Annotated in this window: 22 protein-coding genes; 8 read left to right on the plus strand and 14 right to left on the minus strand. The window is 70.2% G+C overall.

The window, feature by feature from the left end; all coding sequences use genetic code 11:
- Positions 1 to 15 precede the first annotated feature (15 nt).
- The 3 genes from ACFY7H_RS12785 to ACFY7H_RS12795 form a co-directional block, all read right to left on the minus strand.
- Positions 16 to 858 carry a patatin-like phospholipase family protein gene (locus ACFY7H_RS12785; protein ID WP_388937222.1) on the minus strand — a complete coding sequence of 281 codons (843 nt, stop codon included), beginning with the start codon at positions 856 to 858 and terminating at the stop codon, positions 16 to 18.
- Positions 859 to 948: 90 nt separating this feature from the next.
- Complete coding sequence (gene tuf / locus ACFY7H_RS12790; RefSeq protein ID WP_388937225.1) at positions 949 to 2,130, minus strand: elongation factor Tu; 1,182 nt, start codon at positions 2,128 to 2,130, stop codon at positions 949 to 951.
- Positions 2,131 to 2,219: 89 nt separating this feature from the next.
- On the minus strand, positions 2,220 to 2,369 hold the full coding sequence (locus ACFY7H_RS12795; RefSeq protein WP_388937228.1) for a hypothetical protein: 150 nt from the start codon (positions 2,367 to 2,369) through the stop codon (positions 2,220 to 2,222).
- Between the two features lie 134 nt (positions 2,370 to 2,503).
- Here ACFY7H_RS12795 and ACFY7H_RS12800 point away from each other — a divergent pair, with 134 nt between their 5' ends.
- The 3 genes from ACFY7H_RS12800 to ACFY7H_RS12810 all read left to right on the plus strand — a co-directional run bounded on the left by ACFY7H_RS12800 (position 2,504) and on the right by ACFY7H_RS12810 (position 4,954).
- A complete protein-coding gene (locus tag ACFY7H_RS12800) occupies positions 2,504 to 3,244 on the plus strand; it encodes a TVP38/TMEM64 family protein (protein WP_388937230.1) in 741 nt (246 codons plus the stop codon).
- Positions 3,245 to 3,292: 48 nt separating this feature from the next.
- On the plus strand, positions 3,293 to 4,171 hold the full coding sequence (locus ACFY7H_RS12805; RefSeq protein ID WP_388937233.1) for an undecaprenyl-diphosphate phosphatase: 879 nt from the start codon (positions 3,293 to 3,295) through the stop codon (positions 4,169 to 4,171).
- A 552-nt stretch (positions 4,172 to 4,723) separates the two neighbouring features.
- Positions 4,724 to 4,954, plus strand: coding sequence for a helix-turn-helix domain-containing protein (locus ACFY7H_RS12810; RefSeq protein ID WP_388937236.1), 231 nt, complete (start codon positions 4,724 to 4,726; stop codon positions 4,952 to 4,954).
- 163 nt (positions 4,955 to 5,117) lie between these two features.
- On the opposite strand, the gene ACFY7H_RS12815 is transcribed toward ACFY7H_RS12810, so the two are convergent.
- Entirely contained in the window at positions 5,118 to 5,324 is a 207-nt protein-coding gene (locus ACFY7H_RS12815) for a hypothetical protein (protein WP_388937238.1), read from the minus strand.
- Positions 5,325 to 5,456: 132 nt separating this feature from the next.
- On the opposite strand from ACFY7H_RS12815, the gene ACFY7H_RS12820 reads away from it, so the two are divergent.
- From ACFY7H_RS12820 to ACFY7H_RS12835, 4 genes are all read left to right on the plus strand, one after another.
- The gene (locus tag ACFY7H_RS12820) at positions 5,457 to 6,440 is read left to right on the plus strand and encodes a LuxR C-terminal-related transcriptional regulator (RefSeq protein ID WP_388937240.1); all 984 of its coding nucleotides are present in this window, start codon (positions 5,457 to 5,459) and stop codon (positions 6,438 to 6,440) included.
- Between the two features lie 66 nt (positions 6,441 to 6,506).
- Entirely contained in the window at positions 6,507 to 6,740 is a 234-nt protein-coding gene (locus ACFY7H_RS12825) for a hypothetical protein (protein ID WP_388937243.1), read from the plus strand.
- 154 nt (positions 6,741 to 6,894) lie between these two features.
- Positions 6,895 to 7,230, plus strand: a complete 336-nt coding sequence (locus tag ACFY7H_RS12830) for a DUF6233 domain-containing protein (protein WP_388937246.1) — start codon at positions 6,895 to 6,897, stop codon at positions 7,228 to 7,230.
- 23 nt (positions 7,231 to 7,253) lie between these two features.
- Positions 7,254 to 7,481 (plus strand): hypothetical protein, encoded by a 228-nt coding sequence (locus tag ACFY7H_RS12835; protein ID WP_388937248.1) that lies wholly within the window; start codon positions 7,254 to 7,256, stop codon positions 7,479 to 7,481.
- Between the two features lie 173 nt (positions 7,482 to 7,654).
- Here ACFY7H_RS12835 and ACFY7H_RS12840 read toward each other — a convergent pair whose 3' ends face one another.
- The 6 genes from ACFY7H_RS12840 to ACFY7H_RS12865 all read right to left on the minus strand — a co-directional run bounded on the left by ACFY7H_RS12840 (position 7,655) and on the right by ACFY7H_RS12865 (position 10,549).
- Positions 7,655 to 8,443 (minus strand): phage antirepressor KilAC domain-containing protein, encoded by a 789-nt coding sequence (locus tag ACFY7H_RS12840; protein WP_388937251.1) that lies wholly within the window; start codon positions 8,441 to 8,443, stop codon positions 7,655 to 7,657.
- A 208-nt stretch (positions 8,444 to 8,651) separates the two neighbouring features.
- On the minus strand, positions 8,652 to 8,840 hold the full coding sequence (locus ACFY7H_RS12845) for a hypothetical protein (RefSeq protein WP_388937257.1): 189 nt from the start codon (positions 8,838 to 8,840) through the stop codon (positions 8,652 to 8,654).
- The gene (locus ACFY7H_RS12850; protein ID WP_388937260.1) at positions 8,837 to 9,016 is read right to left on the minus strand and encodes a hypothetical protein; all 180 of its coding nucleotides are present in this window, start codon (positions 9,014 to 9,016) and stop codon (positions 8,837 to 8,839) included. Before ACFY7H_RS12850 ends, ACFY7H_RS12845 begins: the two co-directional genes overlap by 4 nt.
- 39 nt (positions 9,017 to 9,055) lie before the next feature.
- Positions 9,056 to 9,265, minus strand: a complete 210-nt coding sequence (locus tag ACFY7H_RS12855) for a hypothetical protein (RefSeq protein WP_388937262.1) — start codon at positions 9,263 to 9,265, stop codon at positions 9,056 to 9,058.
- A 10-nt stretch (positions 9,266 to 9,275) separates the two neighbouring features.
- The gene (locus ACFY7H_RS12860) at positions 9,276 to 10,292 is read right to left on the minus strand and encodes an integrase (protein WP_388937265.1); all 1,017 of its coding nucleotides are present in this window, start codon (positions 10,290 to 10,292) and stop codon (positions 9,276 to 9,278) included.
- Positions 10,289 to 10,549 carry a hypothetical protein gene (locus ACFY7H_RS12865; protein ID WP_388937267.1) on the minus strand — a complete coding sequence of 87 codons (261 nt, stop codon included), beginning with the start codon at positions 10,547 to 10,549 and terminating at the stop codon, positions 10,289 to 10,291. Before ACFY7H_RS12865 ends, ACFY7H_RS12860 begins: the two co-directional genes overlap by 4 nt.
- Before the next feature lie 431 nt (positions 10,550 to 10,980).
- Between ACFY7H_RS12865 and ACFY7H_RS12870 the strand changes: the two genes are divergently transcribed.
- The gene (locus tag ACFY7H_RS12870) at positions 10,981 to 11,373 is read left to right on the plus strand and encodes a hypothetical protein (protein WP_388937270.1); all 393 of its coding nucleotides are present in this window, start codon (positions 10,981 to 10,983) and stop codon (positions 11,371 to 11,373) included.
- A gap of 40 nt (positions 11,374 to 11,413) precedes the next feature.
- Here ACFY7H_RS12870 and ACFY7H_RS12875 read toward each other — a convergent pair whose 3' ends face one another.
- The 4 genes from ACFY7H_RS12875 to ACFY7H_RS12890 all read right to left on the minus strand — a co-directional run bounded on the left by ACFY7H_RS12875 (position 11,414) and on the right by ACFY7H_RS12890 (position 13,797).
- Entirely contained in the window at positions 11,414 to 11,671 is a 258-nt protein-coding gene (locus ACFY7H_RS12875) for a hypothetical protein (protein ID WP_388937273.1), read from the minus strand.
- A 53-nt stretch (positions 11,672 to 11,724) separates the two neighbouring features.
- Positions 11,725 to 12,084 carry a hypothetical protein gene (locus ACFY7H_RS12880; RefSeq protein WP_388937276.1) on the minus strand — a complete coding sequence of 120 codons (360 nt, stop codon included), beginning with the start codon at positions 12,082 to 12,084 and terminating at the stop codon, positions 11,725 to 11,727.
- Positions 12,085 to 12,520: 436 nt separating this feature from the next.
- The gene (locus ACFY7H_RS12885) at positions 12,521 to 12,877 is read right to left on the minus strand and encodes a hypothetical protein (RefSeq protein ID WP_388937278.1); all 357 of its coding nucleotides are present in this window, start codon (positions 12,875 to 12,877) and stop codon (positions 12,521 to 12,523) included.
- A 2-nt stretch (positions 12,878 to 12,879) separates the two neighbouring features.
- Positions 12,880 to 13,797: a hypothetical protein gene (locus tag ACFY7H_RS12890; RefSeq protein ID WP_388937281.1), complete on the minus strand. Its 918-nt coding sequence runs from the start codon at positions 13,795 to 13,797 to the stop codon at positions 12,880 to 12,882.
- Positions 13,798 to 13,859: the final 62 nt, after the last annotated feature.

The raw sequence follows: 13,859 nt of genomic DNA on the forward strand, positions 1-13,859 counted from the left end.
CTCACCCCACCATTGTCAGGCCGACCAGACGGCCGCCGCGTCGGCGGTGTGCGCGGCGGCCTGCGCGAGCCCGGCGCGGGCGGCCGGGTCCCGCCGCGCGGGGTCCAGGACGTTGCGCCCGAAGGCCTTGCGGGCCTGCGGGGACGGGGTGATGAGCAGCACCCGGGCGCCGGCCGCCCGCAGCCGGGCCGCCTGGGAGGCGGGCGAGGGGACCAGGGAGGAGCCGAGCGAGATCGGGGCGAGGATCACCACCCGCGCGTACCCGGCCGCGAGGTCGGCGTTGGTCGCCGAGCGGACCCCGCCGTCGATGAAGCGGCGCCCTCCGACGGTCACCGGCGGCCACACACCCGGTACTGCGCAGCTCGCGGCGACGGCGTCGACGAGCCCGGCCCCGCTCTCCCGGTCGAAGTCGGCCGGGGCCCCGCTGAGCGCGTCGACGGCGGTGACGACGAGCCGGCGCTCGGGCCACTCGTGCGAGGCGAGCCGGGCCGCCAGCACCTCGCGCCGCTCCGCCTCCGCGCCGGTGTCGGCGGCCAGCGCGAAGGCGCCGACCCGGCGCCGGTAGGCGGCGGAGTCCCGGGAGCGCGCCATCGCGAGGGCGTAGCGGGCGAGGACCCCGGCGCCCAGCCGGGCCGGGCGTTCCCCGCCGGGGTGGCCGAGCTGGCGCTCGTACAGTTCCCGGGCGGTGAGGCCCGCGGTGAGCTGGGCGCCCACCACGGACCCGGCCGAGGTGCCGACGACCAGGTCCGCGGTGGTGAGGTCCACGCCCGCCCGGGCGAGCCCGTACAGGATCCCGGACTCCCAGCCGACGCCGGTCAGACCCCCGCCGCCGAGCACCAGTGCCGTTCCGCCGCCCATCTCGGCCCCCTTGTTCCCTCGTTCCCGCACGCCGGTGGTGACGGCAGTCTGACGCAGCCGGACCGCCGCCACCACGGCGGGGGCCCGGGATCAGCCGAGCACGGCCGTGACCGTCCCCGCACCGACCGTGCGGCCGCCCTCGCGGATGGCGAAGCCGAGCCCCGCCTCCAGGGGCACGTCCCGGCCCAGCTCGACGGTCATCGCGACCGTCTCCCCGGGACGGGCCACGGCGGCCGCGCCCAGGTCCACGTCGCCGACCACGTCGGCGGTGCGGACGTAGAACTGCGGCCGGTAGCCCGTCGCGACGGGTGTCGTACGCCCGCCCTCGCGGGCGGAGAGCACGTACACCCGCGCGGTGAAGCGCCGGCTCGGCACCACGCTCCCGGGCGCCGCGACCACGTGCCCGCGGCGCACCCCGTCGCGGGGCACCCCGCGCAGCAGCAGCGCGACGTTGTCCCCCGCCTCGGCGGACTCCATCGGCTTGCCGAAGGTCTCCAGCCCGGTGACCACGGTCTCGACGGGCTCGCCGTCGCCCCCGAGGACGGTGACCCGGTCGCCGGGCCGGACGGTGCCGCGCTCGACGGCGCCGGTCACGACGGTGCCCCGGCCGGTGATGGTCAGGACGTTCTCGACCGGCAGCAGGAACGGCGCGTCCGTGTACCGCACCGGCATCGGCACGTACGTGTCGACCGCGTCCAGCAGCGCCTCGATCGCCCCGGTCCATTGCGGGTCGCCCTCCAGCGCGCGGAGCCCGGAGACCCGTACGACCGGCGCGGTGTCCCCGCCGTAGCCGTGAGCGGAGAGCAGGTCGCGGACCTCCAGCTCGACCAGGTCGGTGAGCTCGGGGTCACCGGCGTCGGCCTTGTTGAGGGCCACCACGATGTGGTCCACGCCGACCTGGCGGGCGAGCAGGACGTGCTCGGCGGTCTGGGGCATGACCCCGTCGAGGGCGGAGACGACGAGGATCGCCCCGTCGAGCTGGGCCGCGCCCGTGACCATGTTCTTGACGTAGTCGGCGTGGCCGGGCATGTCGACGTGGGCGTAGTGCCGGGTGTCGGTCTCGTACTCGACGTGCGTGAGGTTGATGGTGATGCCGCGGCGGGCCTCCTCGGGGGCCCGGTCGATGCGGTCGAACGGCACGAAGGAGGCGCCGCCGCGCTCGGCGAGGACCTTGGTAATGGCGGCGGTGAGGGTGGTCTTGCCGTGGTCGACGTGGCCCATGGTGCCGATGTTGAGGTGCGGCTTGGTGCGGGTGAAGGCCGTCTTGGCCATGATCTCTTTCCCGTGGCTCGAAGCTGGTCGGGACCCCTGGATTCAGCCGACCCTCCCCCTGCGGGGTCCGCCGGACGATCCGGGAAGGGTCAGCTTCGTGCGCCGTCGAACGCGGCGGAGGCGAATGCCTCGAAGGCCGCGGAGGCGGTGAGTGCCTCCGACGCGGAGGAGAGGAGGACGGCAGCCTTCGGCGCGTCCGCGACTGCGGACGGCGCTGCGGGGAAGGCGTACCGGGACATGCACCGGATCCTGCCGGACCGCCGGGGCCGCGTCGAACGAATTACGGTGGCGACGACGGGCGGGGCGCGGGCGGGGGCCGCACGGGGGGATGCCGCGGCGGGCCGGGATGAGGCCTGGATTACGGCGCCGCGTCATGGGGGTCGGTTACTCTCCCCGGGTGTCCCTCCTCCTCGCGCCGGTGGCCCGGCTGTCGCTGCTCGCCGTGCTGCTGGTCGCGGCCGGGGCCTGCGTACTGCTCTACGAGCCGCAGCGGCTGCTGTCGCAGGGCTGGCCGCCGGGGCTCCCGGTGGGGACGGGGGTGCTGCTGTTCGCGGGCGCGTACGGCGCGTGCACGGCCGCCTTCGTGCCCCGGCCGCTGCTGAACCTCGCCGCGGGGGCGGTCTTCGGGTCCCAGTTCGGGCTGGTGGCGGCCGTCGGCGGCACCGTGGTCGGCGCGGGGCTCGCCTTCGGCCTGGGCCGGATCATGGGGCAGGAGGCGTTGCGTCCGTACCTGCGCGGGCGCTGGCTGGAGGCGGCCGACGGCCAGCTGAGCCGGCACGGCTTCCGCTCCGTGCTGGCGGTCCGGATCTTTCCCGGGGTGCCCTTCGCCGCGGCCAATTACCTCGCGGCCGTCTCGCGTTGCGGCTGGCTCCCCTTCCTGCTCGCGACGGCGCTCGGGACGGTCCCCAACACCGCCGCGTACGTGATCGCCGGAGCCAGCGCCTCCTCCCCCGGATCGCCCGCGTTCCTGGTTTCGTTCGGGTTCATCGCCCTGTCCGGAGCGGTCGCGGCGGCGGTCGCCTGGCGCAAGCGGCACCGGCTGGCACCCGCCGGTGCGTCCCGGCCCGCGCCCGCACACCCCCCAGTGGTCACGGCGGCTCCCCACGGGCCCTAGCATCGGACCCGAACTGCCCGACGATCACAAGGACGAGCGCACCCCGACATGAGCTGGTTCGAATCCCTAATCCTCGGTCTCGTCCAGGGGCTTACGGAGTTCCTCCCGATCTCCTCCAGCGCGCACCTGCGGCTGACCGCGGCTTTCGCCGGCTGGCACGATCCGGGTGCCGCCTTCACGGCCATCACCCAGATCGGCACCGAGGCCGCCGTGCTGATCTACTTCCGCAAGGACATCGCGCGGATCATCTCCACCTGGTTCCGCTCCCTGTACACCAAGGCGCTGCGTTCCGAACAGGACGCCAAGATGGGCTGGCTGGTCATCGTCGGCTCGATCCCGATCGGTGTCCTGGGCGTCCTGTTCAAGGACCAGATCACCGGCCCGGCCCGCGACCTGCGGCTGACCGCGACCACGCTGATCGTGATGGGCCTCGTCCTCGGGTTCGCCGACTGGCTGGCCTCCCGCGACGAGGAGGGCGGCCGGCACCGGGTGGTCAAGCAGCGCAAGACGCTCCGGGAACTGGGGGTCAAGGACGGGCTGATCTTCGGGCTGTGCCAGGCGATGGCGCTGATCCCGGGCGTCTCCCGGTCCGGTGCCACGATCTCCGGCGGTCTGCTGCTCGGCTTCACCCGTGAGGCGGCGGCCCGGTACTCCTTCCTCCTGGCCATCCCGGCCGTGCTGGCCTCCGGCGCGTTCGAGATCAAGGACGTGGTGGAGAACCCCGGGCACATCTCCTGGGGGCCGACGGTCTTCGCCACGGTGATCGCCTTCTTCGTCGGCTACGCGGTCATCGCATGGTTCATGAAATTCATCTCCACCAAGAGCTTCATGCCCTTCGTCATCTACCGGATCCTGCTCGGCATCGCGTTGTTCGCGCTCATCGGCATGGGCGTGCTCAGCCCGCACGCGGGTGAGTCGGGCTCCTGATCTGCAGGTTCATCGCTAAGTGAGCCCAGAAGGTGGTGCCCCAGGACGTGATCCCGGGGCACCATTTTCGAATCGCGATCGGCGTCCAGACCCAGACATGAGCCCGCCTCGACCTGGACGTCAAGTGGATACATCTAGATGAATCTCGATCCGCTTCGACGGTTCTCCCCGTGCTCATCTCCCAGTCGTCTCCCACTCCTCCCACTTCCTGCCCAGACGCAGACCGAAGCCGGGCGGGGTACCTGGAGGGGTACGGGTGCGCCCGGCTTCGGCATATTCGGCCGACGAGCAACTCGCGCCGGTGCGCACCGGTGCTATTCACTCGTCGGAGCGGATGCCCGTCACGCCTAGACGGACATCCGCGGGTCACCCGGCGGCCGGTACTTGGGGTGCCAGTGCAGCCGGGTGACCCTCGGCCCAGCCAGGGATTGGACCCAGCCGGCCGAGCCTGCACCTCACATCCGCCGCCTTTCGGTCGGCCGATAGAGCAAGATCACAAAATGCTTCACATTTGATGCTGACAAACGATCATGAACGGTCGAGCGTTTTGGGGTGCCGAAAGAACTGCCCCAGTGGGTGCTCGACGCCCGCAGGGTTGTCGCTGACCGCGTGCGCTGCGCCCGGATAGACGCAGGCTGGACACAAGAGCGCTTGGTGGAGATCTCGGGCGTCGACCGCTCCACGTTGCAGCGACTCGAGGCCGGAACCCACGACACGCGCATCAGCGCGCTGCTGATGGTTGCGCACGCCCTTCGTGTGCCAGCGAAGGACTTCCTGCCGTAGCGCCACGCTTCAGCCGCCCGTTTTCGGCCAGCGGGCGGGGTCTCTATCTTGCCGCGTCATATGCCGGAGCGATAGACGTAGCGCGCATATATGCACACGTTGTGTTGCATGGGCATCCCGCTCGCCGCACCGCCGCACGACGAGCGGGATGAGATCAGGCGATCTATCCCCAGCCGATGTCGTTCGACGTCGGCGTGGGGGTGGGCGTCGGGGTCGGGGTCGGCTCGGCGGGTGCGACGCCCCAGCCGATGTCGGTGACGACGGCCTCGGAGGCCGGCGGAGCGGGGACTTCGTCGGCTGCGGCGGGTACGGCAAACAGAGCAGCGGCGGCCAGTGCTGCTGCGGCCAGGGCTAGGCGCTTGGCGATCATCTTCAACCCCTCCCGATTCGAACAGGCGACCGCTCGCCCGTTCCGGTTCGAAACATTGCCATGTGCATGTGCCTGCGTCCAGACTCGATGGGATGTCACTATCCGCACTGCGCTTTTTGGAAACGGGGGGCCATGCCGACCGACAACGACGCGGACAGACCCATCCTGCCGCTCACCTCCAGCGACATCGACGACTACAAGACCGTCGCAGCCGGGGAAGCCCTGGAGGCCCCCGAGCGGCTGCTGCGCCTCGGCCTCGTCGTCCAGAGTCCCTACGCGGACGGCCGCCCCGTTGCCCTCGACCCTCGCGATGTCCAGCAGAAGCTGCTCGAAGCGCGATACAAGGAGCTGGCTACGCTGGCTGAGCAGTTGCGACTCCTACCCCAACTGGAGACGCTGCGGACCGCCTACGAGCCGGAGCCGAGGCGCGGGGAGCCCTCGAGTGAGCTGCTGCAGACAATGACTCAGATGGACACCCGCATCGGGGAAGCCTCCTCCCGGGCCACAGTCGAATGCCTGTCGGCGCAGCCCATCCCCCGAGCGAAGCGGGATCCGAAGTCCCTCCAGACCGGGCTGGAGCGCAGCCTCGCACTCCTCCGCCGAGGAGTCACGGTGCGGCTCCTGTATGGGCCGGCCGCGCTCAATGACCCGGCCACCCGCGAGTACGTCGAGGAGTTCATCGGCGAGGGAGGTGGAGTCCGCATCCACCGTCGCCCCTTCATCCGCACGTTAATCGTGGACGGGAGCGACCTCTTCATTGATGACTACAGGAAGTCGACGCCACCCCCGGCCGCAGGCTGCCACATCACCGACCGCGCCGTCGTGGCCTGGGCCCGCCAGGTGTACACGTACCTGTGGGAGTCGTCCTACACGTGGAAAGAGTCTCTCGCGTGGGACACGGAGGCGCTGTCGGAGCGGCAGCTGAAGATCCTGGGCGACATGGCCGCCGGCTACGACCAGGAGGTCATCGCTCACCGGATCGGCATTAGCCCTCGCCAGGTGACTGCGGACCTGAAGGAGGCGCGTACCCGGCTGGGGATGCGGTCGACGTATCAACTGATGGCCTGGTACGGGCGCTGGATGGCCGGCCGGTCAGGGGGAACGGGGGGCCGCTAGCCTGGCCGACTCCGACGGCGGGGTGGCGCTGCCGTCGAGAGGAGGCTCCCCGCCTAGGATCGACCGGTGGCTATCGAACCCCCCGCCGAACTGATCGACCTCCAGCGCGCCTCGGATCACGCGCACGCCCAGGTCCGCGAGAACCCTACCGACGAGGTGTGGGCTGAGTGGCGCGACCGGGCCGGCGAGGTGCAGTCCGCGGTGACGGCCTACGCGAAGGAGATTGGCGAGCCGCGGAACGCCCTCGAGGCTGCGGTGAAGAAGGCTGCCCGCTACCCCGAGCCGCAGCCGGAGGCGTAGACGTGGGCCCGCCCCGCCGGTCGCTGTCCCCGAAGGGCCGGTGGGGCGGTACGAGCAGCGTCTGCGCCCAGCAGGCAATCGCTCGAATGTGATGTGTCCATGCTAGCGGTGGGCACTGACAGCGCGGGCGGCATCGAGGCGTAGAATCGAACTTGTGTCCGACTCTGCCGCCTCGCGCCTCGCCCAGCTCCGCTTCCTCGAGCGGGTGCAGGTGCAGGACCTGGCCCGGACCCGCGACTGGATCGCTGCTGAGGAGCGGCTCCAGGAGGCCGAGGCCCACCGGCAGCCGCCCCCTCCGCCACCCGACTGGCTGATCGAGCACGGCATCGGCGCCGGCCGGCCCCCAGTCCGTGTCCACCTCGGCGGCTGCTGGGACACGCGCACCCGCTGCAAGCCGGCCGACCAGGACACCGCCCGCCGGGCCCTCGCCGAGGGCGTCGAGGCCTGCGTCCAGTGCCGGCCGGACACCGCGCTCGGCGTGCTGGACTAGCAGACCCGTCGCAGGCTGAAGGCATGGACCACGCGCCGATCCTCGTGCACCGCATCTTCCCGTCCGGTGGCCGGCGGGTCGTGATCCGCATCCAGGGCGTCGACACCGTCCTCGGCATCGCCTACTCAGACTCGGACCTGATCGAGTTCCTACGGCGCATCGAGGTCCCCGACCCGGAGGAGCTGGTCCTCGGGGACTCGGAGGTCATCGCCTGGCAGGGCGGACAGCCGCACGAGTACGACGCGGCCTGAGCGCGCGACGACCCTCCCGTGGGGAGCCGGGAGGGCGACGGGCCCGGGATGGTCAGGTCCGATGGCAGCACCGTAGACCCGCAGGCGGGCGCGGCGGTAGGCATATGACAAGCGGAGTTTCGGATGCGGGAACGCCCGCCCCCGCTGAATGCGGAGACGGGCGTCAGGGCGAGCTAGGCGGCGGCGCGCTTGGGCCAGACGTCGACCACCATGTCGATGCCCTTAGCCGTCGCGTAGGCGACAGGGAAGTTGAACCCGTTCTTCGTCTCCTGCTTGACGACGAACGAACCGGCATCCTGGAGCGGCTTCCGCGGCAGGTTCCTATTCCCGCCCGCCCTCGACGTCTGCTTCCTGAACCAGCCGACATCGACCATCCACCCCGTCAGGGTCCGGACATCGGTGTGGAGGAGGTCGGCGAGCTCGGTCATGCCGCACAGGCCCTCGGCGTTGAGGAACTCATCCCACTTGCCGGCCTTCGGTGCGGCGATGGCCAGCTCGGCCTTCACCTGCTCCTCGCGCTCCAGAGCCATGACGTACTGGCGGGCCATCTCCAGCTCGGACATGGGTCGGCTGGGCTCGGGGGCGAGTTCGGCTCGGCGAGTTTGGATGGCGAAGTAGGTCTGCGCCGCGGCCACCTCGACCTTCCGTGGGTCGCCATTCATGGCCACCATGTACGAGCCGTACCGGGAGAGGCGGTAGTTGCTGCGGAAGGTGTTGCCGGACGCTTCGGGGCGCTCCGAAGCGTGCAGGTGAGCGGCCTGACCGGTGTTCGTGATGGCCTGCTTCGCGCGTTCGATGCTGTGCTTGAAGTCCTCCCAGCGGGCGTACCCAAGGAGGGGCTGCAGGTCGCGGGCCAGCCAGTACTCGCCGATCTCGTCCTCGCGCCGGATCTGGTCGAACGGGCTTGCCCCCGATGTGGCACCAGGTGCCGCGGGCAGGTTACTGTTGGGGTGAGATATCACGTGGAGCTGACCTCCATGATCTTCGAGCCCTCGGCGGACCCTACATCCGCGCGGGGGCTGATCTCGTTCCAGGGCGCATATGCATCCCGGCAGGCGAGATTCTACGCCGATTGGGTGACGCAGCGTAAGAAACCACTCCCTGTGTCGTAGGCCCAACGACGAGGCGCCCGCTACCGGTTGGTAGCGGGCGCCGACAACGGGCAGACAGTCAGGCGGCAGGCCAGAGGATGAACCGCTTCGTCTCCGGATCGAAGATCGCGTCAGGATGCCAAGCGCCCGGCTCGTAGGCGCTGACGATCTTCGCCGCCCACGGCGGGAGCGACTCGCGCGGCGGCTGCGCATGCCGGGCAACCTGTCGTCGTGCGCGGTCGGCGTTCGGGTACGGGCGGTAGCTCACTGCGCCTCCTTCGATTCCAGCTGGACGTGCACGCGCACCTCATCGTCGAACTCATCCGGCATGAACCAGACGACTTCGGCAACACGGTCGGCTCTCCCGCCACTTGCGACGAGTTCGCCGACACGGGGCGGCGCCGTCAGGTCAAGCTCCCACCTGCCGTCGATGATGACCTTCATGCACCCTCCTCGGTGTAACGCATAACGTCTTGTTGAGTCCTAGGCGCTCGGATCGATGACGTCCGCTGCCGCCTGGAACGCGAGATGTACGGGACCGACCTCACCAGCGTCGTACTCGTGCTCGCGGATCCGCTCAGCCAGCTCGTGGGCATATCCGTTCATCAGCTCCGTCGCCTTCTCGGGGTCGGCGCCGTGTCGGAGCAGCCAGGCCCAGAGGTGCCACGAAGGAAGGTCCAGGGGCTCAGTCACGGTTCCTCCGTTAGATGCCGATGTCGTCCGACGCGGCGTCGGCCCACCGGTCGGCTTCCTGGATGTAGCCCCAGAACACGGGGCTGTTGGCGGCGTGCCCGGACTGCGCGCGGATCTTCTCTTCGCGCTTGCCGGCCTTGCGGCTGACGGTGATGAACCCGGCCCGCATGCTGTGTCCGGTGAGCCTGACGGCGATGCCTGCTCGTTCGGCGCTGCGGGCGATGATCTCCCGGCAGGCCGCTGGGGACAGGCCGTCGCTGCCGAGGGCGCCATGGACGCTGATGGGCAGGAAGGCTGGCCCGGCGGTGATGCCCGCCGCGGCCCGCCAGGTGAGCCAGGCTCGGACGGGGCAGGTATCGGGGTTCTTGCCGTAGGCGACGACGACGTCTCGAGCAGGCCGGCCCTTGACGCTGGGGACGTGGACGTCGAGGCCTTGGCTGACGTGGGTGATGCCGTCGGCGCGGAGGGCAGCGACCTCGGCGGACCGGCCGGCGATCCCGAACGCCATGAGCCAGAGCGCGCGGTCGCGGAGTCCGGCGAGGCTGGCCGGTGCGGCGGCGTGCATCCGCTGGAGCTGCTCGGGCGTGACGGCGGCGGCCTTGCCTCGGCCGCGGGCGAGCCGTTCGGGGTCGGCCTTCATCGGCTTGAGCGCCTGCCGGGCGGCCTCCGTGGCCTGCTTGGGAACTTCGACGCCTTGGGCCCGCGCGGTCACGGTGACGCCGGTGATGCGTCGGTCGATGCTGGATGGCGCCGCGAGCTTCACCGTGTCGAGCCAGACGACGAAGCCGACGAGCGTGCCCTTGGTGACGGCGGTCAGGGGCAGCTGGTGGCCGGTGCGTTCGGCGAGCCAGCCGTGGAACTCGGCCCACAGGTTCCAGTCGTTGGCGTAGCCGCGCTTGGTGTTGTGGGGGCGGATGGCGTCGAGGTGTTCCTCGGCGGCTTGTTCCATGGCGGCGAGGACGGCGAGGGTCGCCGGGTCGTAGGCAGCGGGGGCCGTGCTCGTCGAGTGCGGGAGGAGGTCCGTCACGGAAGCGGCTTCTCCTGCCAGTAACCGAGGCGCCCGTTGCCCTTGAGGTAGCCAGCAAGCTCGTCCATCGCCTTGCAGGGATCGATCGCCAGGTGAAGCAGACGCCCATATTCGCGGTGAGCGGCAGCGTCGGCCTCGCTCAGGCCCCGCCGACACTTCCGGTCCCAGTAGGCGCCCTCCTTGTCGAACCGATCGAGGAGTTGTTTTCGGGTCAGCGTGGACAGGTCGGCTTCCGTGATCCGCTTGAAGTTGGGCACTGGTCCCTCCGAAGGGCAGTGGGCGGGGCGCGCTTGGGGACGCCCAATCCTATCAATTTTGGACGTCGATATGGCATCTTATCCGGGGCCCGCCTCTCAACCGGGCCGCGTTCTACAGGGGTTGCCTCTGCCCGTCGGAGGTCGCGATTCCGCAACACGCCCCCGGCGCCGTCCCCGTCGGCGATACGGTCGCGACCTCATCGACTTCTGGGGTCACCATGCGCCTGCGTACACTCCCTGCCACTCTGCTCCTCCTCGCTGCGGCCTCCGGCTGCGGAAGCGGCAAGCCCGAAGCTGCCGCGCCGCCTTCGGCGGGTGCGGGAGCGCCGGCGCCAGCTGCATCCTCGTCGCCCCCGGCCCTCGAGCTGGGAGCCGCGGCCGAGACGGTCGGCTCCGACGGGACGGGACGGCTGGAGCTCACCCCTACGTCGGTGACCTACCTGCAGCCAGGAAGCACCTTCGACAAGCCCACGCGGGAGCAGTTCGCCTTCATTACCTTCAAGGCCAGGCCTACGACGGCTGTGGCAGCGGCCCAGGCGGCGCCTGCCGGTGGTGGCGGATGGAGCTGGATCGCCCCTGACGGGCAGGCCATCGAGCAGGGCAACGGCGAGGCCTACAACGTCGTCGCGAAAAGCTTCAACGCGGGGGGACCGATCCAGCCGGGTAGCTGGGTCTGGGATGCGGCTGTCTTCGACCTGGCCAAGGCGCAGGCCGGCGGGACGCTCGTCTACACCGACGGTGCGGGGGCTGCCTTCCGCTGGAAGGTTCCCGCACAGGACTCCGGCCCGGAGGTCGCCCAGGTGAAGAAGGAACTGGCCCCCTGACACAGCAGAACGCCCCCACCCGCGAGGGGTGGGGGCGTTGTCACTTGGCGCCGAAGTCTTTCTTCTTGTGTTTGACCCAGGAGGCGACGGCCGCGACCGTAGCTGCGTCCATCTGGGCGAGCGCGGTGACAGCCTCCGCATCGGAGGCTCCCTTGTTTACGCCGGCTTCAGCGAGAGCTGTATCAAGGGCGAGCCGATTCGCCTGCTCCTCGGCGGGTGGCGCAGGGGGCACGTCCGAGGGCGGCTGGGGCTGCTCTTCGAGGATGCCCATGTCGACGAGCGTCTCGACGTCGGCCATATGCGGCTGCCTTCGGGGCGTTGCGGGCCGGGGGTCGGGCTCGGAATCGCTCATCACACTCCCGTCCGGTTGTACTCCTCGACCAGCGGGTGCACGGGCTCGGGTTCAATGCCGGCGTGGTGCATCTGTTGGGCCCATCGGTCGGTCGTCCATGCGAAGGCGCGCAGGATGGACTCGATCCTGCTGACCCGGCCCCTGAGGGAGCCGTTCTCCTCATCCACCCGGCTCACCGTCGCCTGGAGGACCTTCAGGTCCTCCGCCCGCTGCGCTGGTGCCGCTTGCACGGCCGCCACCACGCGGGTCGCCTCGGCCGACGTGGTTGCCGCGGCTTTCGACAGCCGCGCCGTGTACACCGTGCCGATCACCGTAAGCACCGCCGCCGTGACCGTAACCACTGCTGCCCAGACACTCATCGTCCTCTGCTCTCCGGGCGCGAAGAGCTCTGGGCACGGAGTGCTCGGGCACCGTCGCGGCCCACATGATCACCCCCACGTGGGAGGTCAGGTACCAGACGGCGACGTAGGCGCCGCGGGAGAACTCGCCCGACATGACAGCAGCGAGGTATGCGATCGCCCACACTGACGGCGGCACCAGTGCAGCGACGAATCCGAAGCGATCCCGGCCGACGCGGAGGAAGGCTGAGACCATGGTGACGATCCCGGCTATGACCCACAGCCACGCCCAGCAATGGAGCGGGGCGATGCGGGTCAGGAGGCCGAGGCCTGTGGTCTGCGGAGGGTCCACGATCATGCCCGCACCCCAGCAGGTCTTGCCGGTGCCGAGGATGAGAAGGAAGCGGCCGCGGCGGCCCAGCAGACGTTGGGCCCGCCGGACAGCCCGGCACTCCACCTACACGCCCGAGAGTGGGCGGCGGGCGGCGATAGCCGGCACCGGAGCGGTGATCTGCGTGCGGTCCCACATGGCGACGACCGCAGCTGCGGCGGCGAGGACGACTGCCTGCTGCTCGGCGGACCAGTCGAGGCCGAAACCGACGGCGAGGGCGAGAGCAGCCTGGGCGAAGCCGAGGACGGCGGCGCCGATCGCATCGCCAGCCATGACGGCAAGAATGACGCCGACGAGGGCAGACGCGACGGCGTTGATGACGGCCTGCTGCTCGGCTGAGACGTCCATCCCGAAGGCCGCGAGCAGCTTGACGGCGATGGCGACGAGGCCGAGCCAGAGCGCCGGTTCTCTCTTGAAGATCATGGTCAGCCCTTCGCGGTACTGGAGTTCTGGACGGTGACATCAACGGCGACGGTGTTCTCGCGGAGTGCCTTGGCGACAGCGTTCTCAACGGCCGTCGCTATGGCCGACTCGTCGAGGTCCTGGTCGGCGGCGAGCAGCTTCACTAGCGTCTCGAGCGCAGTCAGGCGGGCCAGGGTGGCCTCGGTGGTGTTCTTGAGGCCCCAGATCATGGCGTTCCAGCTGTCGGAGCGTTCCTGGGTAAGAGCCACGCCGTTCTCCTCAGGGGTAGGTTGGGCTGCGCCGCCGCCGGCCAGGGCTAGGACGCGCGTGAAGTTGATGTTTCCGGGGTCGCCATGGTCGTTCTCTGGGACGTGCTGGTGCCCGAGCCATCCGTAATAGGCCTGCCACTGGGCGCCGGACAGGCGGACCCCGTTGGCGCCGTAGGAGCCGCCGACCTGGCCCTTGTTGTAGGCCTTCCAGGTCACGGCTGAGGCGAGGCGGATGCCGTGGTTGTCGTGGGCCCATCGGACGAACTTGGCGAGTTCGGCGAGGAGCCAGTCGGGGGCTGCGGGCCAGAAGATGTAGTCGACGCCGGCGCGCTTGCCGTCCCAGGTGACGGCGTTCCGCTCGTCGCAGGTGCCGACGAGCTCGATCTGCACGGCGTTGGCGGTGTTGGTCTCCACGCCCCCCGAAAGGTTCATGAGGGCGCGGCTGGAGGTGTCGAAGTCGAAGTGCTGATACCACTTGATCTTGCGGTTCGGGATGTCCGGGAGCGCGGTGAAGTTGGGAGCATCGCGCCCGCCGCGGTAGTCGGGGAGTGTCCTACCCTCGGTGGTGTGCAGCACGCCGACGTTGGATTCCATCGCATTGCCCGGGTAGGCGGTCTGCCACCAGTAGGAGAGCGAGGCGTCGGGGTACTTCTGTGGGCCGGTCTTGGCCATGAGGCCTCCAGACATGCGAAAGCCCCGGCCGGGACGGCTCAGGGCGGTGGAAGGGGGCTGGC

Source organism: Streptomyces sp. NPDC012794 (genome assembly GCF_042901085.1).
In the GTDB taxonomy this organism is placed as follows: Bacteria; Actinomycetota; Actinomycetes; order Streptomycetales; family Streptomycetaceae; genus Streptomyces.

What these genes read in the sequence shown, in the direction of transcription:
- ACFY7H_RS12785 (WP_388937222.1), bottom strand. Translation starts at nt 858, where the DNA reads ATGGGCGGCGGAACGGCACTGGTGCTCGGCGGCGGGGGTCTGACCGGC.
- tuf (WP_388937225.1), bottom strand. Translation starts at nt 2,130, where the DNA reads ATGGCCAAGACGGCCTTCACCCGCACCAAGCCGCACCTCAACATCGGC.
- ACFY7H_RS12795 (WP_388937228.1), bottom strand. Translation starts at nt 2,369, where the DNA reads ATGTCCCGGTACGCCTTCCCCGCAGCGCCGTCCGCAGTCGCGGACGCG.
- ACFY7H_RS12800 (WP_388937230.1), top strand. Translation starts at nt 2,504, where the DNA reads ATGGGGGTCGGTTACTCTCCCCGGGTGTCCCTCCTCCTCGCGCCGGTG.
- ACFY7H_RS12805 (WP_388937233.1), top strand. Translation starts at nt 3,293, where the DNA reads ATGAGCTGGTTCGAATCCCTAATCCTCGGTCTCGTCCAGGGGCTTACG.
- ACFY7H_RS12815 (WP_388937238.1), bottom strand. Translation starts at nt 5,324, where the DNA reads ATGATCGCCAAGCGCCTAGCCCTGGCCGCAGCAGCACTGGCCGCCGCT.
- ACFY7H_RS12820 (WP_388937240.1), top strand. Translation starts at nt 5,457, where the DNA reads ATGCCGACCGACAACGACGCGGACAGACCCATCCTGCCGCTCACCTCC.
- ACFY7H_RS12835 (WP_388937248.1), top strand. Translation starts at nt 7,254, where the DNA reads ATGGACCACGCGCCGATCCTCGTGCACCGCATCTTCCCGTCCGGTGGC.
- ACFY7H_RS12850 (WP_388937260.1), bottom strand. Translation starts at nt 9,016, where the DNA reads ATGAAGGTCATCATCGACGGCAGGTGGGAGCTTGACCTGACGGCGCCG.
- ACFY7H_RS12875 (WP_388937273.1), bottom strand. Translation starts at nt 11,671, where the DNA reads ATGGCCGACGTCGAGACGCTCGTCGACATGGGCATCCTCGAAGAGCAG.
- ACFY7H_RS12880 (WP_388937276.1), bottom strand. Translation starts at nt 12,084, where the DNA reads ATGAGTGTCTGGGCAGCAGTGGTTACGGTCACGGCGGCGGTGCTTACG.
- ACFY7H_RS12885 (WP_388937278.1), bottom strand. Translation starts at nt 12,877, where the DNA reads ATGATCTTCAAGAGAGAACCGGCGCTCTGGCTCGGCCTCGTCGCCATC.
- ACFY7H_RS12890 (WP_388937281.1), bottom strand. Translation starts at nt 13,797, where the DNA reads ATGGCCAAGACCGGCCCACAGAAGTACCCCGACGCCTCGCTCTCCTAC.